This is a genomic window from Micromonospora sp. NPDC127501 (assembly GCF_040302185.1).
GTDB lineage: Bacteria > Actinomycetota > Actinomycetes > Mycobacteriales > Micromonosporaceae > Micromonospora.
Genome location: NZ_JBEORJ010000008.1, coordinates 270,185 through 292,173, shown reverse-complemented (window position 1 = coordinate 292,173; position 21,989 = coordinate 270,185). Strand labels below are relative to the sequence as shown.

Below are 21,989 nucleotides of genomic sequence, written 5' to 3'. Positions count from 1 at the left end.
GCGGGAGCGGTCAGAACCAGTCCGGGCGCATGTCGAGCGTGGTGCGGTCCCGGCTCTCCAGCAGATCGAACTGCGGGCCGGTCCGGGGCAACTCGACGGTGAAGAAGTAGCGGGCGGCCTGCCGCTTGCCGGCGTGGAACGCGTCGCCGGCACCCTCCGCCGGCAGCGCCAGCACCTGCTCCAACCACATCCACGCGATCACCACGTGCCCGACGGCCTCCAGGTAGGCGCTGGCGTTGGCCAGCGCGAGCACCGGGTCACCGTCGGCCCACAGTCGACGGGTGACCGCGGTTATCCGGTCCACCGCGGCGGCCAGCCGGTCGGCCAGCTCGGATGCCTCTCCCCCGACCTTGCGGGCCCGCTCGACCGTGTCGCCGATCGTCGTGGTCAGCAGGGTGAGACCAGCGCCGCCCTGCATGATCATCTTGCGCCCCAGCAGATCCAGTGCCTGGATGCCGTGGGTGCCCTCGTGGATCGGGTTGAGCCGGTTGTCCCGGTAGTGCTGCTCCACGTCGTGGTCGCGGGTGTAGCCGGCACCTCCGAGCACCTGGATCGCCAGGTCGTTGGCGGCGAGGCACCACTGCGACGGCCAACTCTTCGTGATCGGCGTGAGCACGTCCAGCAGCAGGTGCGCGCGCTCCCGGTCGGCCTCGGCCGGGGCGGTCTTCTGCTCGTCGAGCAACCGCGCGCAGTAGAGCACCAGCGCCAGTGCCCCCTCCACGTAGCTCTTCTGGGCCAGCAGCATCCGTCGTACGTCGGGGTGGTCGATGATCGGCACCTGCGCGGCGGCCGGGTCCTTCGCGCCGACCGGCCGGCCCTGCGGCCTCTCCTTCGCGTACGCCAGGCTCTTGAGATAGCCGGTGTAGCCCAGCGCGGTGGCGCCCGCCCCGACCCCGATCCGGGCCTCGTTCATCATGTGGAACATCTGCGCCAGGCCCTGATGCGGCGCGCCGACCAGGTGACCGACCGCTCCGGGGCGGCCGGCCGGGGTGTGCGCCCCGTCGCCGAAGCTGAGCAGGGTGTTGGTGGTGCCCCGGAACCCCATCTTGTGGTTGAGCCCGGCCAACGCCACGTCGTTGCGCTCGCCGAGCGACCCGTCCGCGCCGACCAGCACCTTCGGCACGATGAACAGCGAGATGCCCTTGACGCCGGGCGGCGCGCCCGGAATGCGCGCCAGCACCAGGTGGACGATGTTCTCGGCCAACTCGTGGTCGCCACCGGAGATCCACATCTTGGTGCCGAAGAGCCGGTACGTGCCGTCCGGCTGCGGCTCGGCACGGGTGGTGATGTCGGCCAGCGAGCTGCCGGCGTGCGGCTCGGACAGGCACATGGTGCCGAAGAACCGGCCGTCCAGCATGGGTCGGACGTAGGTGTCCACCTGCTCGGGGCTGCCGTGAGCCAGCAGCAGGTTGGCGTTGCCCAGGGTGAGGAACGGGTAGGCCGAGGTGGCCACGTTGGCGGCCTGGAACCAGGTGAAGCAGGCGGCCGCGACGGCGTGCGGCAGTTGCAGGCCACCGACCGTGGCGTCCAACCCGGCGGTGAGCAGACCCGTCTCGGCGAAGCTGTCCAACGCCGCACGGACCTGCGGGATCAGCCGCACCCGCTGCCCGTCGAAGGTGGGCTCGGCCAGGTCGGCGGCGCGGTTGTGCGGGGCGAACTGCTCGGTGGCCACCCGCTCGGCGAGATCCAGGGCGTCGTCGAAGGTCTCCCGGGAGTGCTCGGCGTAGCGGGGGCGCTCGACGAGCTCGGACACCCGCAGCCACTCGTGCAGCAGGAAGTCGAGGTCACGGCGGGAGAGCAGGGTGGACGGCACGGCACTCCTCAGCGGGCACGGGGGCGGGTCGGGCCGGGGCGACGGCCCACTGTCGCCCCGCCCATCCTCGCGGATCGGCAGGGCGCGCACCACCGGCCCGGGCGGGCTTGGACGAGCGGAACTTGTCACACCGACCGGTTAGCGTCGTTGTCCGTGACCGCACCCGGAGACGTTCCGCCCGAGGTCCTCGACCGGCTGCGGCCGATCTGTCTCGGGCTGCCGGAGACCTACGAGGAGCCCGCCTGGGTGGGCACCCGCTGGCGGGTCCGCAAGCGGACCATCGCCCACGTGCTCACCGTCGACCCCGATCGCCAGCCGGTGCACGCACGGGCTGCCGCCCTCGACCAGCCGGCCTGCCTGCTGACCTTCCGGTCGCCACTCGACGAGATCGCCGGGCTCCTCGCCACGGGGCACCCCTTCTACAAACCGGACTGGAGTCCGAACGTGATGGGCATGGTCCTGGACGGGAACACCGACTGGGAGGAGGTGGGTGAGTTGCTCACCGAGAGCTACTGCGTCATGGCCCCGAAGCGGCTCGCCGCCCGGGTCGGCCCCCCGGCACCGCCGATCGGCTGAGCGCCGAGGGCAGAGTGCCGCCGGATGAGCGCCGGCGGTGTCCTGCGACCGGCGGTTTCGGCCGGCACGCTCCGGGGATACCGCGCCGGACGGCCGTAGCCGTCGGTTACCGGCTGAAGCCGAGGCGCCGCCGGGCGGGTGAGGAGCAGGTCGATGTCGTCGCTGCACACCGAGGAAAGTCGCCGGTTGACGCCGGTGCTCCAGGAAGACCGGGTGTGCACGGGGGTGACCACAGTGCGCGATCGGGTGTTCCTGAGTTACCCGTCGGCGGATCGGCCCGGCGCGCAGGTGGTGGAGGCGCTGCCGGACGGCCGCCGTGTCCCCTACCCCGACGCCGCGTGGAACCGTGCCGACCAGCCGCCGAGCGGGGCGTTCGTGCACGTCAACGGGTTGCGCGCCGGCCCGGATGGCCGGTTGTGGATCGTCGACTCGGGGTCGCCGCGGATCGGCGGCGCGCAGGTGCCGGGCGGCGCTCGGCTGATCGCGGTCGACCCGGACGACGACCACGTGGAGCGGGTCTACCACCTCGACGAGGCGGTACACCCGGGCAGCTACGTCGACGACGTCCGATTCAACGGCCGGCTGGCGTATCTCAGCGACGCCGGGGCGGCCGGCCTCATCGTGCTCGACCTCGACTCGGGTCGGTCGAGACGGGTGCTGGACGGGCATCCGAGCACGGCGGGCGGCCCGGTGGTCGCCGACGGTCGCGCGCTGCGTGACCCGGACGGCGCCGAGGTACGCCTGCACGTGGACCAGCTGGAGGTGTCGCCGGACGGTCGCTGGCTCTACTACCAGCCGGCCTCCGGCGGGATGTCCCGGATCGCCACCCGCTGGTTGGACGACCCGTCGGTGTCCGCCGACGAACTGGCCCGGAGCGTCGAAGGCTGGTGTGACACACCCAGCACCGGCGGCACGGCCATCGACGCCACCGGCACCATCTACCTCAGCGACCTGGAACGACGGCGGGTCCTCGTCCTCGCACCCGACCGCAGCGTACGGACACTCGTCGCCGACCCCCGACTGGCCTGGGTGGACGCGATGTGGCTCGACGCCGATGCCCGGCTCTGGATGCCGGCGGCCCAGCTGCACCTGACCGCCGGGCTCAACGGCGGGGTCTCGGCCGTCGAATACCCGGTCCAGATCTACCGGATGCCCGTTGAGACCGGGCCGCCCGCCCGGGACCACGCCTGAGTGCTCAATCCAGCCGCCGGTCCGCACCGGGTCTCCCCCGGCCCCGGGGTACGAAATCCCGGTGGAGAGGATGCGGTCCGATGGGCGAAGATCGCGGGGTGTCCGTTCCTGCCCGCCAGATCCGTGCTCGTTTCTCGGCCGACACGATCACCGTGTACCAGGCGTACCCACCGGAGATCGCGCTGCCGGCGGTGGCCGCCGGTCGCTTCGTGGCCCCCTTCAAACGTGACCGGATGACCTGGATCAAGCCGTCGTTCCTGTGGATGATGTACCGCTGCGGGTGGGCCACCAAGCCTGGGCAGGAGCGCGTGCTGTCCATCGACATCACGCGGGAGGGCTTCGAGTGGGCGCTGGCGCGAGCCTGTCTGAGTCACTACGACCAGGGCCTGCACGGTGACCGGGCGACCTGGTCGCGGCAACTCAAGGCCAGCCCGGTACGGGTGCAGTGGGATCCGGAACGGACACTGCACCTGAGCGCGTTGCCCTACCGGTCCGTGCAGGTCGGACTGTCCGGCGAAGCCGTCGCCCGGTACGTCGACGACTGGACGGTCAGCGTCACGGACATCACCCCCACTGTCCACCGCGTACGGGAACTGGTGCGGGCCCGTGACGTGCGGGCGGCCACGGACCACCTGCCGGCCGAACGGAGCTATCCGCTGCCGAGGCGGATCGCGGCCCACCTCGACGCCACCGGCTGACCCTTCGCGGTCACCGCGTGGCACGCGCCGCGTCGAGCAACACATGTACATCTTCGATATCCTGGCCGGCATGCACCGAAGCCGCGTGTACGCGCTGCTGATCGACGCTCCCGAGGCGGAGGCCGCCCGGGCGGCGGAGTTCTGGTCGGCGGCGCTCGGCGTCAGCACCCGGTCCGATCCGGCCGAGCCGCAGTTCGTCGGCCTGCACGAGGCACTGCCGGGGCTGGTCACCGCGATCCAGGCGGTCGACGATACGCCGCGCTTCCACCTCGACATCGAAACCGACGACGTGCCAGCTGAGACCGGACGGTTGACGGCCCTGGGTGCCACCGAGGTGTCGCAGTGGCTGGAGTGCCGGATCCTGCGGGCGCCCGGTGGCCACCTGCTCTGCGTGCTTCCGGTGGCGAGTCCACCGGAGGTGTTCGAGGCCGAGGCCCGCACCTGGTCGTGACCAGCCGACCTGTCGCAGCTCGGCGTTAGGCTCCCGGCCATGGCTGATTTCGTGTTGGTGGCGGGGGCGTGGCTGGGATCGTCGGCATGGGACGAGGTGGTGGCACCACTTCGGGCGGCCGGCCACGGCACGCACGCGTTGACCCTCTCCGGTCTCGGCGAGAAGCAGGGGGTGCCCGCCGGGCAGCAGACCCACGTGCAGGACATCGTTGACGAGGTTGAACGCGGCGACCTGCACGATGTGGTGCTGGTGGGGCACAGCTACTCGGGCATTCCGGTGGGTCAGGCCGCCGAGCGGATCGGCGAGCGGTTGAGCCGGGTGGTCTTCGTGGACTCCGAGGTTCCGGTCGACGGTGGGTCGTTCGCCTCCGGCTGGTGGCAGGGCCAGGCGGCCTTCGAGGCGCAGATCGCCGACAACAACGGCTACTGGGCTCCGCTCGGCGCAGCCGACTTCGACGGTCAGGGCCTCACCGACGAGCAGGTCGCCCGGCTGATCGAGGGCTCCACACCCCATCCGGGGGCCACACTGACCGAGCCGGCCGTGCTGACCCGGCCGTTGGGTGAGCTGCCGGCGACGTACGTCAAGTGCCTTCTCGACGGGCCGGAGCCCAACGACACGGTGGCGAAACTGCTGACCAGTGACCGCTGGCGACTGGTCACCATGGACACCGGCCACTGGCCGATGTTCTCCCAGCCCACCGAGCTGGCCCGGATCCTGTTGGCCGAGGCCGCCTGACCTTCGCTGGCCTGGGCCACGGACCCAGGCCAAGGCGAACCGAGCGGCTGACGACGGCACCGGCAAGCGCCGCCGCAGCCGTCAGGCGGCGTCGATGGTCTGGATGTGGCGCACCGGTGACGCGAGCAACCACAGCACGGCGAGCACGCCACCGAGGCCGGCGATGGCCAGGGTGGGTCGCAGCCCGATGGTGGTGCCCAACGCACCGCCGACCAGCGCGCCGAGGGGTCGGATGCCGTAGTTGACGGCACTGTAGGCACCGGCCCGGCGTCCCAGCGCGTCGTCGGGTGTCACGGCGATGAGGAGGGCGTTGAGGTTCACGTCCATCAGCATCACCCCGACGCTGGAGACCAGCTCGATGGCCGCCAGCATGGCCACCTTCGTCCAGGTGGGTCCGGACACCAGCGCGGTCAGCGCCAGTGGCGCGGGGAAGAGCACCGCACCGATCATGGCGGTACGGCCCAGACCGATGGCGCGGGAGACCCGAGGTGCGAGCGCCGCGCCCGCGAATCCGCCGAGCGCTCCGAAACCGAGGGCGATGCCGATCGCGCCGGCCGACAGGTCGAGTTCGCGGCTGGCGTAGAGCACCAGCAGCGCGCCGGCGATGAAGGTGAAGAAGTTGACCGTGCTGGTGCAGCCGAGGGCGGCCCGTAGCACCGGGTGCCGCAGCACCAGCGCGAGCCCTTCGCGGACCAGGCCGAGAGTGGACGTCCGACGCGGCGGGGGCGGGGGCTCGGTCACCGGGATGCGGCTGAGCAGCAGCGCGGAGCCGAGGAAGGAGACCGCGTCCACGACGATCGCAATCGGCGCGCTGAGCGCCTGGACCAGCCCACCGCCGACGGCCGGGCCGGCGATGAAGGACAGCGACCGGCTCATGCTCATCTTGCTGTTCGCGTCCACGTACGCCGATCGCGGCACCAGGCCGACGAAGAACGCCTGACGCGCCATGGCGAAGAGCACCGCGCCGAAGCCGGTGAGCAGTGCCACCAGGTAGAGCTGGGTGAGGGTGATCGCGTCGAACAGGTAGGCCACCGGCAGGCTGAGCAGCACGGCGGCGCGGATCAGATCCGCGATGATCAGCAGTCGCCGCTTGTGGGTGCGCTGGTCCACCCAGGCGCCCAGGAACAGGCCCAGCAGGTTGGGCAGCCAGATCAGCGCGGTGAGGATGCTGACCTGCACGGGTGTCGCGGTGAGCAGGGTGACGGCGATCAGCGGCAGCGCCAGCTCACTGATCCGATCGCCGAAGTGGGAGATCGTCTCGCTGATCCAGAAGGTGCGGAACCGCCGGTCGCGGTGCAGGGGCGGCGGGGGCCCGGTGTCGGCGGGGACGTCGGTGGCGGCGGTCACGACGTGGCCGCGTCGTCGTCGCCGGCCTCGGCCGGGGCCTCGTCCACCGGCTCGGGCAGCAGGTAGCGCAGCATCCGGACGATCCGCGCGTCGGGCGGGGCCGACCCCTCCTTGCGCCGCACGTACGGGGCGATCAGCTCTTCAATGGACTCCTCCAGTTGCCGCAGCTCGTCGGCGGTGGCCACGAACCGCGTGTCGGCCATGCCGGCCAGCGCGCGCCACTCGGGGTCCAGCCGGGGCTCCTCGTGCAGCAGCCACTGCTGGGGCGCATCGGCGTTGCGGGCGAACATCTCGCCACGTAGCTGCTGGCCGGCGGACTGCCCCTCGGTGCCCTCCGGCACCGTGAAGCGGAAGCCTCGGGCTGCCGCCTGCCACCAGCGTTCCCGCTTGCTCGTGGCACCGTCCCAGTCGAGGACCAGACCGAACGTCGCGAGGTGCCGCAGATGCCAGCTGACCACCGACGGTGTGGCGCCGACGTGCGGCGAGAGCCCGGTGGCCGTGGCCGGGCCGTGCCGCTGAAGGTGCTCCAGGATCGCCAACCGGACCGGGTGGGCCAACGCCCGTAGCGCCTGCGGCTCGCTGATCTCGAAATCCCCGTACGGATTCTTGAGAGACATGTTTCGAGAGTAGTCTCTCAGATTAGAGCGGGGCAACCCCGAGCCGCCGCCGCGACGCGTCGATCAGGCGATGCCCAACCGCGCCAACGGCTCGACCAGCTCCCGCTCCTCGTAGCTGAGGTGCGACAGGAGGGCGTCGGTCAGCAGGTCCACCGCGGCCCGCAGCTCCGCGAGGCCGTCCGGAGAACCGACGTACGCGACCAGGGCCCGGTCGACACCCTCCAGCACGTCGTGGATGACGTGATGCTCCTGCTCCAGCCGGTCGACCACCGGGCCGAGTCGGGGGTCGCGTGCCCGCAACCTGGGGAAGAACGACTGGTCCTCGATCGTGTGGTGGGTGGTGACGATGCGGCAGTACGACTCGCAGTAGACACCGAGGGTCCACCGGTTCTGCCTCATGGTCATCGTGTTGATGTGGGACCTGGCCGCGCCGGCGTCGATCTCACCGGCCGCCACCTGCTCGATCAGGTCGTGAATCTGGGCCAGCTCGGCGCGCAGGCCGTCGTGGATCTGCACGAGGTGCGCGCCGGTGGCCTGCTCCTGCGGGGTGTAGGTGCGCTCCGGGTCGGGCGCGGGCCCGGTCGGCCGGGTCGACTCGTCCCACACCTGCTGCTCGCTTCGCCGTACGCCGTCGTCCGGGGTCGGCACCACGGCGAACGCACCACCGGTCGCGGTGGCGCGGCTCGCCCGGACCGACGGCGCAGCGACCGGCTCCGGCTCGGGTTCCGGCGTACGCTCCGGAGCCGCGCCCCGGTCACGGTCGGCCGCGACCAGCTCGCGGACGGCAGGGGCCACCTCGCCGGCGAAGCGGCGCAGGTCGTCGGGGTCGTCGCTGCTCAGGATGAAGGTGCCGACGCCCTCCTCCAGTGCCAGTTCGGCCAGCTCCTCGGCCCACTGGTCGGCGGGCCCGTTGAGCGGGCCGCGCCCGACGGCCGAGAACTCTCCGGCGATGTTGAGCAGCCGACGCACGTCCTGCGGGGACCGGCCGGCCTGCTGCGCGGCGTCGTCGATGATCGCGTTTCCCTTGGCCAGGTCACCGGGCTGGAGGTAGCCCAGCGTGGGCAGCCAACCGTCGGCCCGACGACCGGTGAGCTGGAGCATCCGGGGCTTGTACGCACCCAGCCAGATCGGCACCGCGTGGGCCGGAGCGGGGCCGCGCTTGGCACCCATCACCCGGTAGAACTCGCCGTCGACCCGCACCCCGCCGCGCGTCTCGACGTCCCAGAGCTGACGGACGACCTCGATGGCCTCCTCCAGCGCTCGTACGCCCTGGCCGGGGGTCAGCCGCCGGCCACCCATCGCCTCGATGGCATCCCAGAACGCCCCCGCCCCGAGGCCGAGGTTGACCCGGCCACCGCTGAGCAGGTCCAGACTGGCCACACTGCGGGCGAGCACCGCCGGCGGACGCAGTGGCAGGTTGGTCACGTTCGCCGCCAGGTGCACCCGGTTGGTGCGGGCCGCCACGAAGCTCAGCAACGTCCAGGTGTCGAGGAAGGCCGGCTGGTACGGGTGATCCTGAAAGGTGACCAGGTCCAACCCGACCTGCTCGGCCAGGACGGCGACACCGACCGCACGGCCCGGATTGTCAGCGCTGGGCGTGACGAAGGAGCCGAAGACCAGATCGTGGCCGTAGTCGCTCATCTGCGAGCCTCCCGATAACTCGACGCCTCGGACGATGCGTCGCGACCTTAACCTTATGCCACACAGAACATCTTCTGCCAACAAGGTCTGACTCACTGCGCTATTGTCGGGGCATGACGGGTGCCACTCACCGGCCGGACCGGCCCGATCCGCTCGACGACGACCTGGGCTGGATGCTCGGGATCGTCTTCCGCGGCTACGTCCGGGCGGCCGAGCACGCGCTCACCGACTTCCCCGGTGGCCCGCGCGGCTACCAACTGCTCACCGCGGCCAGCAACGGGCCGGCCCGGAACCAGGGCGCGATCGCCGAGGAGATCGGCATCGACCGCACCGTCCTCACGTACCTGATCGACGACCTGGAGCGGCCCGGGTTCGTCGCCCGGCGCGCGGACCCGGCCGACCGACGCAACCGGCTGGTCGAGGTCACCGACGCCGGCCGTGCCGCCTGGGAGCAGCGGCGGTCGGCCCTGCGGCGGGTCGAGTCGCATCTGCTGGGGGCGCTCACTTCGGCCGAGTCGGCGACGCTGCGGTCACTGCTCCAGAAGGTCGCCTGCTCGGCCCAGGCGGTGGACCCGTTACGCGACCTCTGCGAGGTGGTGACACAGGTGCAGGCCGATCCGGCGACGGCGGCACCCGCTGCGCGCCGGACCGGCGCCGCGACGGCGCGGAGCGGGCGGACCGCCACCCCCCGAGCCCGCCGCAGCAGGCCCGACTGACCTGGATGCAGCGGAACGGGCCCGCCCCGCACCGCCCGACGTCGTCCGTCGAGCGATGCCGGACAGGCCCGCGATGTCGCTACCGCACTCGGTCAGCGCACGTGCACGAAGATCGGGTTCGAGTAGAACCACAGGTCGTCCCACGGGCTCTCCAGCCCGTCGGCGAGCGGCTCGGCCTCGTCGGTGCTGGTGCCACGCACCCGCGCGTAGGTGTCCGCCTCGACATTGCGCAAGGTGTGCCGGATGACGTAGCTGTCGCCCTGCCGACGCCAGTCCCGCGGGCCGAACCGGGCCGCCACAGTGGTGGTGGGGTTGGTGTCGGCGTCCAGGCTGGCGCTCGGGCCGGTGATCTGGCCGACGATCAGGTCGACCCGGCGGACCTCGGGACGGTCTCCGTTCGCGTTCGCCCCACCCAGCGGGCGGAAGGTGATCTCGATCTCGACATCGGTACGGCTACGACGGCTCACGGTGATCGTCTCGCCCACCTCGGCGGTCCTGCCCTGGGACGTGGCGGTGACGTCGAGACTGCGGATCAGGTCACCGGTGGTGACCCAGATCCGGCCGTTGCGCAGGCCGTCCATGATGTCGCCGTAGTCCTGGCGGGCGTGCACGTACGTCTTGCTGTACTCGCCCGGCCAGAAGTCGGAGCCACCGCGGGTCCAGTGCACGTGCGAGTCCGAGGTCGCGGTGATCCACCAGCGCCGGCCCTCGCCGAGCAGTGAGTCCCACAGGCCGCCGACCCGGGCGGTCATCTGGTCGAAGCCGCCGTAGGTGGGGTGGTTGCCGTAGCCGCCCCGCTTGCCACCGTTGAGCGGGCCGGCCTGGTGACCGGGCGCGCCCTCGAAGCCGATGTAGACGTCCGGCGCGGCGTTGTTGCCGTTGCGGAACTCGCGCGGGGTGTCCTGGCCGTAGACGCCGAGACCGGGCGCCGAACGGGACGCGTGGTGGGCGATCACCAGCGGCTTGTGCGGCATGCCCCGGGCGACCTTGAGGAACTCCACCATCCTGGCCTCGGTGTCGCGGGCCGGGTCGGTGGGGAACGCGTCGTACTTGGCGAACCGGCTCTCCAGCTCGAAGAGCTGCTTCGCCTCGTCCTCGTGGCGCGGGATCATCAGCGTGTGGTGGTCCAGCGAGGGCGCGTCGAACTCCATGCCCCAGAACTGGAGCACCTCGGGGACCAGCTTGCGCGACCGCAACAGGTCGGGGTACGCCTGCTCGATGTTCACCTTCGAGTGGGTCGGTCCACCGTGGTCGGTGCACATCGCCCAGGTCAGACCGAAGTTCTTCGCCATGATGGCGTTGGTGACGATCGGGTAGACCGCATCCGCGCCCTTGTGGAAGACGATCGGGGACTTCGTGGTGTCGAACTCGCCGCTGTACTCGGAGTGGATGTGGTGGTCGCCCGCACGCCACGCCCGGTTCTTGGAGTTACCCCGGTCGGTCTTGACGTCGTCACCCGGCCGGCGGTCCTCGTCGGCCCATGCCGCGCCGGCCCCGACCAGTGGGCTGGCCGCGGCCAGCGTGGCACCGACGCCCGCGTACTTGACCAGCTTGCGCCGGGACAGCTGCGCGTGCTCGGCCTCTTCGGGATGCTTGTCTCTCACCTGAGAGCCTCTCCTCGATCAAGCGAATGCTCTTTCGATCAAGGAGCCTCGGAGAAGGCGGTGAACAACCGCCGTACGCAGCGGGTGCGCACGATGAACACCCTGCCCCGACCTGCGCGCGGCGCCGGGTTGGGCAGCAGCGGGTCACCCCGTGCTCGCGCAGTGTCCGGTCGGCACCGGCACCGAGCTGTCCGGATCAGGGCACACGACGACCGGCGCCTGCCCGTCGACGGCCCGGTCAGATCCGGGCGCGCGGCAGCCAGCCCAGGAATCGGAGCCGGACCCGGGGCAGCGGCAACGTGGGCAGGTCCTCAGCGGCGGCGACGAGGCAGGAGCCGAGATAGACCGCGAGGGAGGCGCGCGCTCCACCGAACTCGGCGAGCAGTTGGCTCTGCTTGGTGGCGCAGGGCCACTCGCGGCCACATCCGGTGCAGGTCCAGCTCGGCGGGTTGGGGAGGTGCTCCGGCAGCCTGGCACGGCGGTACCGACCGACGACGCTGTTGTCCGACCGCACGTCGCGTCGCCGTCCTGCGGGACTTTCGTTGCGGTGGGCCACCGGACGGGCACCGGGCAGGTAGCGCCCGACGGTGCCGAAGAGCACCCCGACGCGGATCAGGGCGTCCGGTCCGACGTGCTGGGTCAGCAACGCGGTCATCAGATAGTGCCCCAGCAGGTCGAAGGCGTCACGGTGCAGGCCCAGGTCGCGGCAGAGGTCGACGAACTCCGGCGTGGTCAGTGGCACTCGGTCGTCGAGTGCGCGGCGCAGCACCTCACGGAGCCCACGCCCGAGCCTCTCCAGCGCGTCTCCCTCGCCCAGACCCAGGCTGTCCTCGTCCGCCACCCGGGCCAGCGCCTCGGCGACGGCCAGCCGAACGACGCGGTCAGGATCGGTACTGTCCAACGCTTCCCCCTCCGTGGGTCGACCGCCCGGCAGCGACCCGATCGTCCTCCGACGAATCATGAACAAGATTTCGCTGTCGGCCGCGAGGGTGGCTAGGACAGCAGACGTAGAACCATGCGGCGCGCTAGCCGGAAAACGAAGTCGAGCTGCCGACACACCGAGGTGATTGGCAGGGCGGCAGGCGAGTGATTGTCGTATGGTGACATTCCCATCTACAGATATTGCGTCTCAGGCTCAGTGAATGGTCAGACCAGCTCTGACGCCCTCAACCGGTCGCTGCCGTCCCGCTCGCGACGTTCCACCCCACCGCCGGCCAACGACGTGCCGGGTCACCGCCGAGCACCCCGGCACGTCCCGATCCTGCCGTCGGCACGCGTTCCACCACCCGGCGGCACCTTCACCGGACGGAGACAGCGGATGACGTCATCGTCAGTGCAGACCCACCAGTTCGACAGCCGTGACCCGTCGGCCATCCAGGAATTCCTGTCCGCCACCTACGACCCGAAGCTGCGCATTCAGAGCAGGAACGGATACCGGCTCACCCACCGCCGCGTCGACACCGCTCCCTTCGCCCTCGCGACCACCCGACAGACCGGGCACCTCGAAATCGATGCCAGCACCCTTGGCGGGCTGGTCATCGGTCGCGCCCGCACCGCGCACGGCAGTCGCTCCTGCGCGGGATCGACCCACCGGTTCGGCCCCGGCGAGGTCTTCCTCGTCACCAGGCCCGAGGAGCCGTGCACCGTCCAGTGGCATCCCGGTGAGGTGGAGCTGTGCGTACTGGATCTGTCGGTGCTGGCGCAGGTGGCCACCACCGCGCCGGCCCGTCGGCCCGGTCGGATCGAGTTCACCGAGCTGGGTGCGGCCAGCACTGCCCTCGCCCGGCAGTGGCGCAACACCACCAGCTTCGTCCGCGACGTCGTGTTGAACAGCCCGGCCGCCGGGGCACAGTCGCTGGTGATCGGCAATGCCGCCCGGATGCTGGCCGCGGCGGCCCTGGCGGTCTTCCCCAATACCGCGTTCACCGAACCCACCGCCGCGGACCGGAACGACGCCACCACCGCCACGCTGCGACGGGCGATCACGTTTCTGGAGGAGCACGCCGACCGGGACATCAGCGCGGCTGACATCGCCGGCGCCGCCGGCGTCTCCCTCCGGGCGGTGCAACTCGCCTTCCGCCGTCACCTCGGCACCACCCCGATGGCCTACCTGCGCCGGGTCCGGCTCGTCCGGGCACACCACGACCTGGTACGCGCCGACCCGCGCCAGGAGACGGTCTCGGCGATCGCCAGTCGGTGGGGATTCGCCAGCCACAGCAGGTTCACCGCGCGATACCACGCCAGCTTCGGTGTGCCGCCGCGCGAGACGCTGAACACCTGAGACCCACGCGCAGGACGCCACCCAGCCAGGCGTGCCCGGTGTTCAACTGAGGACGCGGGCGAGGCGTCGAACGGCCTCGTCCATGAGTTCGGGTGCGGCTGCCGCGTAGGTGAGGCGTAGGTGCGGGGCCGGGGGTTCGGCCGCGTACCAGGGTCGGCCCGGGAAGACGGCGACGCCTTCGGCTGCCGCGGCAGCGGCCAGTGCCGCGTCGTCGGTGCCGGCGGCGAGGCGTACCCAGAGGTGCATGCCGCCACGTGGGATCGACTGTGGAGCGAGGCTCGGCAAATGCCGGCGTAGCGCGGTCAGCAACGCGTCACGGCGTGTCCGGAGGGCCGTGCGCAGTGCCCGGCGATGCCGCGACCACGCCGGAGAGGTGAGGAAGTCGATCGCCGCCTGTTGCAGTGGTCCGGCGACGAAGAAGTCGTCGAGCAGCCGCGCAGCGCGCAGTCGAGCCCCGGCCGGGCCACGGGCTCCGATGGCGGCGACGCGCAGTCCGGGGGCGGTCGACTTGGTCAGCGAGCGCAGGTAGATGACGTGACCGTCGGGATCATCGCTGGCCAGTGGTGGCGGGACCGGATCGTCGATGGTGAGGTCACGGGCGTAGTCGTCCTCGATCAGAAACGCCCCGGCGTCGCGTACGGCCTCGGCGACCTGCGCCCGGCGGTGCTCCGCCAGCGTCGCGCCGTGCGGGTTGGCGTACAGGGGCTGGCAGTAGAAGAGCCGGGCGTCGGTGCGGGCGAACGCGGCGGCGAGTTGGTCGGGCCGTACCCCGTCGGCGTCAGCCGGCACGGGCACCACCCGCAGCCCGGCCGCGCGGGCTGCGGCCAACGCACCCAGGTAGGTCGGCGACTCGACGAGCAGGGCGTCGCCGGGCGCGGTGAGCGCCCGCAACGCGGACGACAGGGCGGCCTGCCCACCGGGGCAGATCATCATGTCCTCGGCGTGCAGCCCCGCCCCGGCCTCGCGGGCGAACCAGGCGCGCAGGTCCGCGCGACCCTCGACCGGCCCACGCTGCCAGCTCGCGGGCTGGCGGGCGGCTCGGGTGAGGGCGGCGCCGAGCGCCGCGGCAGGCTGTAGGTCCGCGTGGAGGTAGCCACCGGACAGCGGGATCGTTCCGGCGGGCGTCAGCGCCAACAGCGCCTGCATCTCATCCTGACCGAACCGGCGGGGCCCGAGCGCGACGGTCTGCCAGGACAGGTCAGGTACGCCCGGCTGGTCCGGTGGAGTGGCCACAAAGGTGCCTCGGCCGGGTCGCGCCTCGATCAGCCCCTCAGCCGCCAACTGACGGATCGCCTCGGCGACGGTGACCGGCGAGGCCTGGTGCCGGGCGGTCAGCTCGCGTACCGAGGGCAGCCGGGCACCGGGACCGGCGGCGACCGCGAGGCTCCGCAGATCTTGGATAACGCGTTGGGCTGCGTTACCGTTCTCCATGAGGGACAAGAGTAGCGCTACTGCCAGAAACACGGTAACAGCGGATCGGATCGTCGGGCTCGGCCTCGGCGCCCTGGGCGTGCTCGGCTTCAGCCTGTCGCTTCCGGCCACCCGCATTGTCGTGCAGCAGCTCGACCCATGGTTCGTCGCCTTTGGCCGGGCTGTCGGGGCGGGGCTGCTGGCATGGGCGTACCTGCGTCTCACCGGCGCACCGCGGCCCACCCGCGGTCAGTGGCAACGGCTGCCGATCGTCGCCCTCGGCGTCATCGTCGGCTTTCCCTTGTTCACCTCGTTGGCGCTTCTCACCCAGACCTCCGCGCACAGCGCTGTCGTCATCGCCGCGCTGCCCGCGATGACGGCCGTGTTCGCCGTGCTGCGGGCTGGCGAACGCCCGCCGCCGCTGTTCTGGATCGTGAGCGCCGGCGGGCTGCTGGCGGTGCTCGCCTTTCTCGGCGCCAGCGGCGCGGTAGGCGGGGCTCTCACCCTGCCCGACCTGTTCCTGCTCGCGGCGGTCGTGCTCTGCGGCCTTGGCTACGCCGAGGGCGGCGCGCTCGCCCGCGAGTTGGGCGGCGCTCGGACGATCTGCTGGGCGTTGCTGCTCTCGCTACCCATCACCGTTCCCGTCACGGCCGTTGCCGCCGCCGCCAGTCCGCCGCAGGCCGACGCTCTCGGCTGGTCGGCGTTCGGCTATCTCACCGGGGTCTCGATGTTCCTGGGCTTCTTCGCCTGGTACGCGGGTCTGGCCCGGGGTGGCATAGCGCAGGTGGGCCAGGTTCAACTCGCCCAGCCGGTGCTGACCCTGGGGTGGTCGGCGCTGCTGCTCGGCGAGGTGGTCTCCCCCGCCTCGATCGCGGCAGCCCTGGTGGTGCTGGGATGCGTCGTGGCGACCCAGCGCATCCGCCAGAGCCCACGGACGGTCCTGGCGCCACGCGAGGCCGGCGCGGGATCGTCCTAGCCCCGGTCGCGCTCGCGGCTGTCGCGGGCGGTCTGCAACTCGGGCACCGAGGCCTCCAGCAGATCGGCGAGGCCACGCAGTTGCTCGGCGACCCGGGCGCCGAGCGGGGTCAGCGAGTATTCGACGCGTGGTGGGATCGCGGTGAGCACCTCACGGGTGAGCATCCCGTCGCGTTCGAGGGTCTGCAGGGTCTGGGAGAGCATCCGCTCGCTGACCCCGTCGATGCGGCGCCGCAGGGCGTTGAACCGGTAGCGGCCCTCGCCGAGCGCCAACAGGGCCAGCGAGGCCCACTTCGAGGTGACGTCCTCGAAGGCCGCACGGGAGGTGCAACCCCGCGCGAAGACATCGCTGACGAATTCCTGGGTAGGCCCCGCCGGGTCCTGGGCCGGCATGTCGCTCACCTCACCAGCCTATCTCACACCGCCTATCGGTTAGTGCTGTAGATTAGTAAGTACTTACTGAACCGTTCCCACCCCTCCGGAGGTTCCCATGCCCACCTATGCCGTCACCGGCGCCACCGGCCGGCTGGGCCGCCTGGTGATCGAGCAGTTGCTCGACAGCGGCGTACCCGCCGCAGAGATCGCCGCCATCGTCCGCAGCCCGGAGAAGGCCGCCGACCTGGCCACGCGCGGGGTCGAGATCCGTAAGGCCAGCTACGACGACCCGTCGACGCTGCCCGGCGCCGTGGCCGGCGTACGCCGCCTGCTGCTCATCTCCGGCGACACTCCCGGTCAACGCGTCGCGCAGCACACCGCGGTCATCGACGCCGCCAAGCTCGCCGGGGTGGAGCGTCTCGTCTACACCAGCATCCTGAAGGCCGACACCACCGCGAACCCGCTCGCCCCGGAGCACAAGGCCACCGAGGAGGTCCTCGCCGCGTCCGGCCTGACCTACACCGTGCTGCGCAACAGCTGGTACACCGAGAACTACACCGACCAGCTCCCGCAGTACCTGGGGTCCGGCACGATCCTCGGCGCCACCGGCGGCAGCAAGATCTCCGCCGCGACCCGGGCCGACTACGCGGGGGCGGCCGTGGCCGCGCTGACCCGCGAGGAGGACGGCAACGCCGTCTACGAACTGGGCGGCACCGCGTTCACCTTCGACGAGCTGGCCGAGGCCGTCACCGAGGTGACCGGCACCACCGTCGTCCACCAGGACATGTCCGCCGCCGACCTGGCCTCGGCCCTGGAGAACGTCGGCCTGGACGCGGGCACCGCCGGCTTCGTCGCCGCGCTCGACCACTCGATCGCCAATGGAGAGCTGGCGACCGACAGCGACGACCTCAGCCGGTTGCTCGGCCGGCCGAGCACCGGACTGCGCGACGCCATCCGGGCCGCGCGGGCCTGACCGGTTTCATCGCCGGAGCGGGCGGCGGAGCCCCGGTCGCCGTCGCCCGCCACGCGCTGAAGCCGCACACGTATCCTCGACGGCATGGTGAGGCGCGTCGATGAGCAACTCCTCCCGCCCGTCGGGCCGCGATGTCGACACGCCGTGCGGTCCGACCTGGACACTCCGACGGCGGCGCGATGAGCGGCGGCGACTTCGTCGTCCGCGCCGCCGTGGCGCAGGACGACCCCGAGCTGGTCTTCGACGTGCTGTGGCAACTCGCCCCCGACGACGCGCGGCCGGACACCGCCCGGCTCGCCAGCGCCTGGCGCGACCTGCACGCCCAAGCCGGCCGCCGTCTCCTGCTGGCCGTCGCCGGGGACACCTTCGTGGGCACCCTGGACACCCTCGTCGCCCCCAACCTCACCCATGGCGCGCGACCGTACATGGTGGTGGAGAACGTGGTGGTCGCGCCCGACTGGCGCCGTCGTGGAGTCGCCCGGGCCCTCATGCTGGCGGCGCTCGACGAGGCGACGGCGGCCGGTTGCTACAAGGTCCAACTGGTGTCGAACGCCGCGCGTGTCGACGCCCACCGGTTCTACGCGTCCATCGGGTTCGCGCAGTCCGCTCTCGGTTACCGCCGATACCTCACCACCGCGACGTGACGCCGAGTACGGGCGCTCCCCCGTCCCGCTTCCGCCGCCGACGAGCCGGTGACGTTCGAAGAACGGCAGACCCCACGGGTACGCCGGAGGCGGTCAGCCCGCCTCGGTCGACTCCCCGAGCAGCAGGCCGGTCAGCAGACTGCGCAGGGTCCGTTCGACGAGGTCCGCCCGGGGTGCCGGTCCGGAGGGTTGACGGAACGCCGCGACCAGGTGCGGGTACGCCGCGAGGTCCACTCCGGCGAAGCTGAACGCCCCGGCGGCGGACTCGCGGCGTGCGAAGAGACTCACCACGCCGGTCATCATCGCGATGGTCTCGAACTTGGCGGCGACGGGGCAGCGCACGGGTTCCAGGATCCGGATGCAGTTGTCGAACCAGGCCAGGCTCTGCGGGCCGATGCCGGAGGGCCGGTGGATCACGTCGAGCAGCCACGGATGGGCGCCGAACAGCGCCAACTGCCGGCGCCCCAGCAGCACCATCGTCTCCAACCAGTCGCCCTCCACCTGCGGGTACGGGCGCAGCTCCCCCACGGCCCGGTCGGTCATCAGGTCCAGCAGGTCGTCGCGGGACGACAGGTAGCGGTAGAGGGATCCGGCGCCGGTGCCGAGCGCGGCGGCCACGGCGCGCATCGACACCGCCGCCAGCCCTTCGGTGTCGGCCAGGGTGATGGCGGCCAGGACGATGGCGTCCCGGCTGTGCGCCGGAGCGGGGCCACGGCTGCCACGTTCGGGCCTGCTCCAGATCGGCTGCCGGTCGGGGCCGCTCGCGGCTGTGTCACTCACTGACCTACTGTAAACCGCAAACGCCGTTCGCGATTTGTCTCGTCGCCGTACTGATCGCGGCGACGCGCGGCGAACGAGTCACGCTGCACCGGCATGGTCGCGCAGCGTCGTTGATCTTGGCTAGGCTGGTGGGCATGCCCGCACACCAGCCGCACCGCCACGACGACGGCCGGAGGTGGGCCCCGGCCCCGGCGCGCCTCATCGAGCCGGCCGACTGGTGAGTGACGCACCCGCGCCCGCCCAGCGGGGTGGTCCGTCCACACCGCCGCTGCACCGCTCGGGTTGGACCGACCGTTGCGACCGGCTCGCCCGGTCACGGCCCTTCGAGATCGCCATCGTCGTGGTCATCCTCGCCAACGGCATCGTTCTCGGTCTGGAGACGTACGACGACCTGAGCCCGGCAGGCACCGCGCTGCACGGCCTGGAGCTGTTCTTCCGGGCCGTGTTCGTCGTCGAGATCGTCGTCCGGCTGGCCGCCTACGGCAGACGCCCGCAGGACTTCTTCCGGCACGGCTGGAACGTCTTCGACTTCGTGGTGATCGCGGCGATCTTCATCCCGGGCCTGCACGGCGACCCGGCGCTGCTGCGGGTCGTCCGGGTCGCCCGCATGGTCCGGCTGGTGCGGTTCTCACCGGGTCTGCGGACCATCGTCTCCGCACTGTGGCGCAGCCTGCCGGGCGTCACCGGGTTCCTCGCCCTGGCCGTGGTGACGCTCTACGTGTACGGCATGGCCGGCTGGCTGATCTTCGGCAACAGGTATCCGGAGGAGTACGGCGACATCGGCCGATCGCTGCTGACGTTGTTCGTGCTGTTGTCGCTGGAGACGCTGCCCGACCTCATTGAGCAGGGCATGGCGATCTCACCATGGACGCTGCTCTACTACGTCAGCTACGTGGTCATCACCGTCAACCTGCTGCTCAACATCCTCATCGCGGTCATCGTGAACTCCATGGAGGAGGCCCGCCGGTTGGAGATGACCGAGCGCCTGGCTCCCGGGTACGACGAGGACGGCGACGGCGTACCGGACGAGGTGGACCGGATCGCGCTCACCCAACGGCTGGACGACCTGCGGGCGGTCATCACCGAGTTGGAGCGCGAGCTACGCATCGACCGGGACGACGGGCACGGCCGGCCCCACCGGGACAACGCCCGTGCCAGACGGTGATCCGACCCTCGCGCTGCGTCCACGGGTTCGGATGGTGTCGGCGGCGGTCCCATCGGCCGGCCTCGACGACGACTCGTCCGCCTGGGCTTCCGGGCCGACGAGGCGGCGGCGCTCTCCGCCCTGCACACCCGCAACTTCATGTAGCCGATCCCCGCGCACGGCACGGCGTACGCGGGGATCGCGGTACGGCAGGTCAGCGAGGGCTGGTCACTGACCGAGCAGGGTCCGGATCTGACGCGCGTAGCCGGCCACCGTGAAGTCCGGGCCGACGGAGTCCACCAGGACCAGGTCGTTGATGGTGTGATCGACGCGTAGCGCCAGGATCGCCTGGTACTCGGGCGAGTTGTACCAGGTCATGGCGGTCTCCGCGTCCGGGAACTCGATCAGCACGACCGAGCCGGGCCAGCTGCCCTCGAGGACCTGCACCTGGGCATCCAGGACGAGCCACCTGGCGCCGTACGCCTCGGTGGTGGCCTGCACCTGCTCCAGGTAACGCAGGGAATCCTCGGTCGGCACTCCGCCCGGGATACGCAGGTGATTGATCAGGTACGTGCTCATGTCTCACTCCTCAGTGCAGGTGCTGCTTCCCGGTCGAAGGCGTACGACCGGTCGTCTTGGATTGGGTACACGCCACGTCGGGTGGAACGACGCGGACGGTTACCGCTGGGATCGGACGCGGATCAGGTGAGGATCCGGGCCGTGGTGATCGTGAAGAACTCGCGGAGGGCGGCCGGGTCACCGGATGCCTTCGCCCGCGCTGCCGCGCCCTCGTAGCTGGAGACGACGAAGCCGGCGAGATCAGTGGCGGGTTCGCCGCCGTGCAGTTCACCAGCAGCCCGCGCTTGCTCGATCGCCGCGGCGAGCGCGGCGACCCAGCGGCCGAAACCGGCGTCGACGGCGTTGCGCAGGACATCGCTGTGCGCCGGGATCTCGGTGGCGAAGTTGCCGAGCAGGCATCCGCGGTCACCCATGGTGTCGCCGAGGCCCGTGATGTACCTCAGATGGGCGGTGATCCGCTCAAGCGGGGTGCCGCCCTGCTTCTCGTCGAGCATCTCCAGCCCCATCGCCGCGGAGTATCTCGCCACCGAGTCGAGGGCGAGGTCCTCCTTGCTGGCGAAGTGGTTGTAGAAGGTGCCCTTGGGCGCCCCGGCCGCGGCGACGATGTCCTGGACGCTCGTCCCGTTGTAGCCCCGCAGGTGGAACAGGTCCAACGCGGCGTCGGACAACCGTTGCCGGGTCCCGGCGGAGGCCGGCGACTTCGTTCGTGGCATCTCGTGGCACTCCTCTCGTCCGGGTTCCGGCTGCCTGACAGACACGACGATATGACCGGTCGTCTCGGAATGCCAGTGATGTGACCACGGTCATCCCCCAGGTACCGTGGAACGGTCATGAACAGGGATTCCAGCGCGGTCCGCGAGGAGTTGCTCCGGCTGCGCGAGCAGACCGAGATCCAGGCCACCGCCCTGGACGGTGACCTCCGGAGCCTTTTCGAGGCGTCCCGGTCGTCGAACGCCGATGACGAGCACGACCCCGAGGGCAGCACCATCGCCTTCGAACGCGCGCAACTCAGCGCCGTTCTGGACGCCACCCGCCGACGCCTGGCCGAGCTGGACGTCGCGCTGCGACGGGTCGACGACGGCAGCTACGGCGTGTGCGAACGCTGCGCCCGGCCGATTCCCGCCGAGCGACTCGTCGCCCGCCCGTCCGCGCGTACGTGTGTCGCCTGTGCCAGCCGACGGTGACGGTGCCTGCCGGCCTTGGCGTTGGTCCGCCCGACAGCGCCCCCGGCGGGAGGAAGCCCCACTCCGGGGGACCGTCCGACTGCACGGGCTGCCGGCGTCTCGCTCTGACGAGCGGTATACCTCTGGGTCATAAATATGCCTCACAGGTATACCGCTCATCACAGTGAAGCCTCCGGGAGCGCCATCGCGTCCCGCGCCCGCCCCCCGCGCCGGGAGCGGGTAGCGGCGAGGGGTCGGCGGCACCGGGCGGCCGGG

23 protein-coding genes are annotated in these 21,989 nt (G+C 71.2%); 12 read left to right on the top strand and 11 right to left on the bottom strand.

All coding sequences use genetic code 11. The annotated features are described in order from the left end of the window. Positions 1–10 precede the first annotated feature (10 nt). On the bottom strand, positions 11–1,813 hold the full coding sequence (locus tag ABTW72_RS20460; RefSeq protein ID WP_350860928.1) for an acyl-CoA dehydrogenase: 1,803 nt from the start codon (positions 1,811–1,813) through the stop codon (positions 11–13). 153 nt (positions 1,814–1,966) lie between these two features. Here ABTW72_RS20460 and ABTW72_RS20455 point away from each other — a divergent pair, with 153 nt between their 5' ends. The 5 genes from ABTW72_RS20455 to ABTW72_RS20435 all read left to right on the top strand — a co-directional run bounded on the left by ABTW72_RS20455 (position 1,967) and on the right by ABTW72_RS20435 (position 5,464). Continuing rightward, positions 1,967–2,389, top strand: a complete 423-nt coding sequence (locus ABTW72_RS20455; RefSeq protein WP_350860926.1) for an MmcQ/YjbR family DNA-binding protein — start codon at positions 1,967–1,969, stop codon at positions 2,387–2,389. 153 nt (positions 2,390–2,542) lie between these two features. Further along, positions 2,543–3,580, top strand: coding sequence for an SMP-30/gluconolactonase/LRE family protein (locus ABTW72_RS20450; protein WP_350860924.1), 1,038 nt, complete (start codon positions 2,543–2,545; stop codon positions 3,578–3,580). A 98-nt stretch (positions 3,581–3,678) separates the two neighbouring features. After that, entirely contained in the window at positions 3,679–4,278 is a 600-nt protein-coding gene (locus ABTW72_RS20445; RefSeq protein ID WP_350861003.1) for a DUF4291 domain-containing protein, read from the top strand. A gap of 70 nt (positions 4,279–4,348) precedes the next feature. After that, the gene (locus ABTW72_RS20440; protein ID WP_350860923.1) at positions 4,349–4,729 is read left to right on the top strand and encodes a VOC family protein; all 381 of its coding nucleotides are present in this window, start codon (positions 4,349–4,351) and stop codon (positions 4,727–4,729) included. Positions 4,730–4,768: 39 nt separating this feature from the next. Beyond that, the gene (locus tag ABTW72_RS20435; RefSeq protein ID WP_350860921.1) at positions 4,769–5,464 is read left to right on the top strand and encodes an alpha/beta fold hydrolase; all 696 of its coding nucleotides are present in this window, start codon (positions 4,769–4,771) and stop codon (positions 5,462–5,464) included. Positions 5,465–5,545: 81 nt separating this feature from the next. Here ABTW72_RS20435 and ABTW72_RS20430 read toward each other — a convergent pair whose 3' ends face one another. The 3 genes from ABTW72_RS20430 to ABTW72_RS20420 all read right to left on the bottom strand — a co-directional run bounded on the left by ABTW72_RS20430 (position 5,546) and on the right by ABTW72_RS20420 (position 9,069). After that, positions 5,546–6,811, bottom strand: a complete 1,266-nt coding sequence (locus ABTW72_RS20430) for an MFS transporter (protein ID WP_350860919.1) — start codon at positions 6,809–6,811, stop codon at positions 5,546–5,548. Further along, positions 6,808–7,428: an ArsR/SmtB family transcription factor gene (locus ABTW72_RS20425; protein ID WP_350860917.1), complete on the bottom strand. Its 621-nt coding sequence runs from the start codon at positions 7,426–7,428 to the stop codon at positions 6,808–6,810. The genes ABTW72_RS20430 and ABTW72_RS20425 overlap by 4 nt, the downstream gene beginning before the upstream one ends. Before the next feature lie 63 nt (positions 7,429–7,491). Continuing rightward, entirely contained in the window at positions 7,492–9,069 is a 1,578-nt protein-coding gene (locus ABTW72_RS20420) for an LLM class flavin-dependent oxidoreductase (protein WP_350860915.1), read from the bottom strand. A 113-nt stretch (positions 9,070–9,182) separates the two neighbouring features. On the opposite strand from ABTW72_RS20420, the gene ABTW72_RS20415 reads away from it, so the two are divergent. Next, a complete protein-coding gene (locus ABTW72_RS20415; protein ID WP_350860913.1) occupies positions 9,183–9,785 on the top strand; it encodes a MarR family winged helix-turn-helix transcriptional regulator in 603 nt (200 codons plus the stop codon). A gap of 92 nt (positions 9,786–9,877) precedes the next feature. Here the strand turns inward: ABTW72_RS20415 and ABTW72_RS20410 are convergent, their stop codons facing one another. Both ABTW72_RS20410 and ABTW72_RS20405 read right to left on the bottom strand, forming a co-directional pair. After that, positions 9,878–11,389 carry a CehA/McbA family metallohydrolase domain-containing protein gene (locus tag ABTW72_RS20410; RefSeq protein WP_350860911.1) on the bottom strand — a complete coding sequence of 504 codons (1,512 nt, stop codon included), beginning with the start codon at positions 11,387–11,389 and terminating at the stop codon, positions 9,878–9,880. Between the two features lie 238 nt (positions 11,390–11,627). Further along, a complete protein-coding gene (locus ABTW72_RS20405; RefSeq protein WP_350860909.1) occupies positions 11,628–12,290 on the bottom strand; it encodes a hypothetical protein in 663 nt (220 codons plus the stop codon). A 417-nt stretch (positions 12,291–12,707) separates the two neighbouring features. On the opposite strand from ABTW72_RS20405, the gene ABTW72_RS20400 reads away from it, so the two are divergent. After that, positions 12,708–13,670, top strand: coding sequence for a helix-turn-helix transcriptional regulator (locus ABTW72_RS20400; protein ID WP_350860907.1), 963 nt, complete (start codon positions 12,708–12,710; stop codon positions 13,668–13,670). A gap of 42 nt (positions 13,671–13,712) precedes the next feature. Here ABTW72_RS20400 and ABTW72_RS20395 read toward each other — a convergent pair whose 3' ends face one another. Continuing rightward, positions 13,713–15,101 carry an aminotransferase-like domain-containing protein gene (locus ABTW72_RS20395; RefSeq protein WP_350860905.1) on the bottom strand — a complete coding sequence of 463 codons (1,389 nt, stop codon included), beginning with the start codon at positions 15,099–15,101 and terminating at the stop codon, positions 13,713–13,715. Here ABTW72_RS20395 and ABTW72_RS20390 point away from each other — a divergent pair. Further along, positions 15,100–16,056 (top strand): DMT family transporter, encoded by a 957-nt coding sequence (locus ABTW72_RS20390; protein WP_350860903.1) that lies wholly within the window; start codon positions 15,100–15,102, stop codon positions 16,054–16,056. The genes ABTW72_RS20395 and ABTW72_RS20390 overlap by 2 nt on opposite strands. Here ABTW72_RS20390 and ABTW72_RS20385 read toward each other — a convergent pair. After that, the gene (locus tag ABTW72_RS20385) at positions 16,053–16,448 is read right to left on the bottom strand and encodes a winged helix-turn-helix transcriptional regulator (RefSeq protein WP_196924914.1); all 396 of its coding nucleotides are present in this window, start codon (positions 16,446–16,448) and stop codon (positions 16,053–16,055) included. The two genes, ABTW72_RS20390 and ABTW72_RS20385, sit on opposite strands and share 4 nt — an antisense overlap. 97 nt (positions 16,449–16,545) lie before the next feature. Here ABTW72_RS20385 and ABTW72_RS20380 point away from each other — a divergent pair, with 97 nt between their 5' ends. Further along, the gene (locus tag ABTW72_RS20380; RefSeq protein ID WP_350860901.1) at positions 16,546–17,403 is read left to right on the top strand and encodes an SDR family oxidoreductase; all 858 of its coding nucleotides are present in this window, start codon (positions 16,546–16,548) and stop codon (positions 17,401–17,403) included. A gap of 179 nt (positions 17,404–17,582) precedes the next feature. Next, entirely contained in the window at positions 17,583–18,047 is a 465-nt protein-coding gene (locus ABTW72_RS20375; RefSeq protein ID WP_350860899.1) for a GNAT family N-acetyltransferase, read from the top strand. 93 nt (positions 18,048–18,140) lie between these two features. Here ABTW72_RS20375 and ABTW72_RS20370 read toward each other — a convergent pair whose 3' ends face one another. Continuing rightward, entirely contained in the window at positions 18,141–18,827 is a 687-nt protein-coding gene (locus tag ABTW72_RS20370; RefSeq protein ID WP_350860897.1) for a TetR/AcrR family transcriptional regulator, read from the bottom strand. A gap of 217 nt (positions 18,828–19,044) precedes the next feature. On the opposite strand from ABTW72_RS20370, the gene ABTW72_RS20365 reads away from it, so the two are divergent. Further along, a complete protein-coding gene (locus ABTW72_RS20365; RefSeq protein WP_350860895.1) occupies positions 19,045–19,992 on the top strand; it encodes an ion transporter in 948 nt (315 codons plus the stop codon). A 207-nt stretch (positions 19,993–20,199) separates the two neighbouring features. Here the strand turns inward: ABTW72_RS20365 and ABTW72_RS20360 are convergent, their stop codons facing one another. Next, positions 20,200–20,550 (bottom strand): DUF1330 domain-containing protein, encoded by a 351-nt coding sequence (locus tag ABTW72_RS20360; protein WP_350860893.1) that lies wholly within the window; start codon positions 20,548–20,550, stop codon positions 20,200–20,202. A 122-nt stretch (positions 20,551–20,672) separates the two neighbouring features. Further along, positions 20,673–21,263 carry a TetR/AcrR family transcriptional regulator gene (locus ABTW72_RS20355; RefSeq protein ID WP_350860891.1) on the bottom strand — a complete coding sequence of 197 codons (591 nt, stop codon included), beginning with the start codon at positions 21,261–21,263 and terminating at the stop codon, positions 20,673–20,675. Between the two features lie 117 nt (positions 21,264–21,380). Here ABTW72_RS20355 and ABTW72_RS20350 point away from each other — a divergent pair, with 117 nt between their 5' ends. After that, positions 21,381–21,734, top strand: coding sequence for a TraR/DksA family transcriptional regulator (locus ABTW72_RS20350; RefSeq protein WP_350860889.1), 354 nt, complete (start codon positions 21,381–21,383; stop codon positions 21,732–21,734). The last annotated feature ends 255 nt before the right edge of the window (positions 21,735–21,989 follow it).

Excerpts from the sequence above, each read along its gene's own strand:
- ABTW72_RS20390 (WP_350860903.1), top strand. The coding sequence starts at position 15,100 with ATGAGGGACAAGAGTAGCGCTACTGCCAGAAACACGGTAACAGCGGAT.
- ABTW72_RS20420 (WP_350860915.1), bottom strand. The coding sequence starts at position 9,069 with ATGAGCGACTACGGCCACGATCTGGTCTTCGGCTCCTTCGTCACGCCC.
- ABTW72_RS20385 (WP_196924914.1), bottom strand. The coding sequence starts at position 16,448 with ATGCCGGCCCAGGACCCGGCGGGGCCTACCCAGGAATTCGTCAGCGAT.
- ABTW72_RS20415 (WP_350860913.1), top strand. The coding sequence starts at position 9,183 with ATGACGGGTGCCACTCACCGGCCGGACCGGCCCGATCCGCTCGACGAC.
- ABTW72_RS20375 (WP_350860899.1), top strand. The coding sequence starts at position 17,583 with ATGAGCGGCGGCGACTTCGTCGTCCGCGCCGCCGTGGCGCAGGACGAC.
- ABTW72_RS20440 (WP_350860923.1), top strand. The coding sequence starts at position 4,349 with ATGCACCGAAGCCGCGTGTACGCGCTGCTGATCGACGCTCCCGAGGCG.
- ABTW72_RS20425 (WP_350860917.1), bottom strand. The coding sequence starts at position 7,428 with ATGTCTCTCAAGAATCCGTACGGGGATTTCGAGATCAGCGAGCCGCAG.
- ABTW72_RS20400 (WP_350860907.1), top strand. The coding sequence starts at position 12,708 with ATGACGTCATCGTCAGTGCAGACCCACCAGTTCGACAGCCGTGACCCG.
- ABTW72_RS20350 (WP_350860889.1), top strand. The coding sequence starts at position 21,381 with ATGAACAGGGATTCCAGCGCGGTCCGCGAGGAGTTGCTCCGGCTGCGC.
- ABTW72_RS20355 (WP_350860891.1), bottom strand. The coding sequence starts at position 21,263 with ATGCCACGAACGAAGTCGCCGGCCTCCGCCGGGACCCGGCAACGGTTG.
- ABTW72_RS20450 (WP_350860924.1), top strand. The coding sequence starts at position 2,543 with ATGTCGTCGCTGCACACCGAGGAAAGTCGCCGGTTGACGCCGGTGCTC.
- ABTW72_RS20435 (WP_350860921.1), top strand. The coding sequence starts at position 4,769 with ATGGCTGATTTCGTGTTGGTGGCGGGGGCGTGGCTGGGATCGTCGGCA.
- ABTW72_RS20380 (WP_350860901.1), top strand. The coding sequence starts at position 16,546 with ATGCCCACCTATGCCGTCACCGGCGCCACCGGCCGGCTGGGCCGCCTG.
- ABTW72_RS20360 (WP_350860893.1), bottom strand. The coding sequence starts at position 20,550 with ATGAGCACGTACCTGATCAATCACCTGCGTATCCCGGGCGGAGTGCCG.
- ABTW72_RS20395 (WP_350860905.1), bottom strand. The coding sequence starts at position 15,101 with ATGGAGAACGGTAACGCAGCCCAACGCGTTATCCAAGATCTGCGGAGC.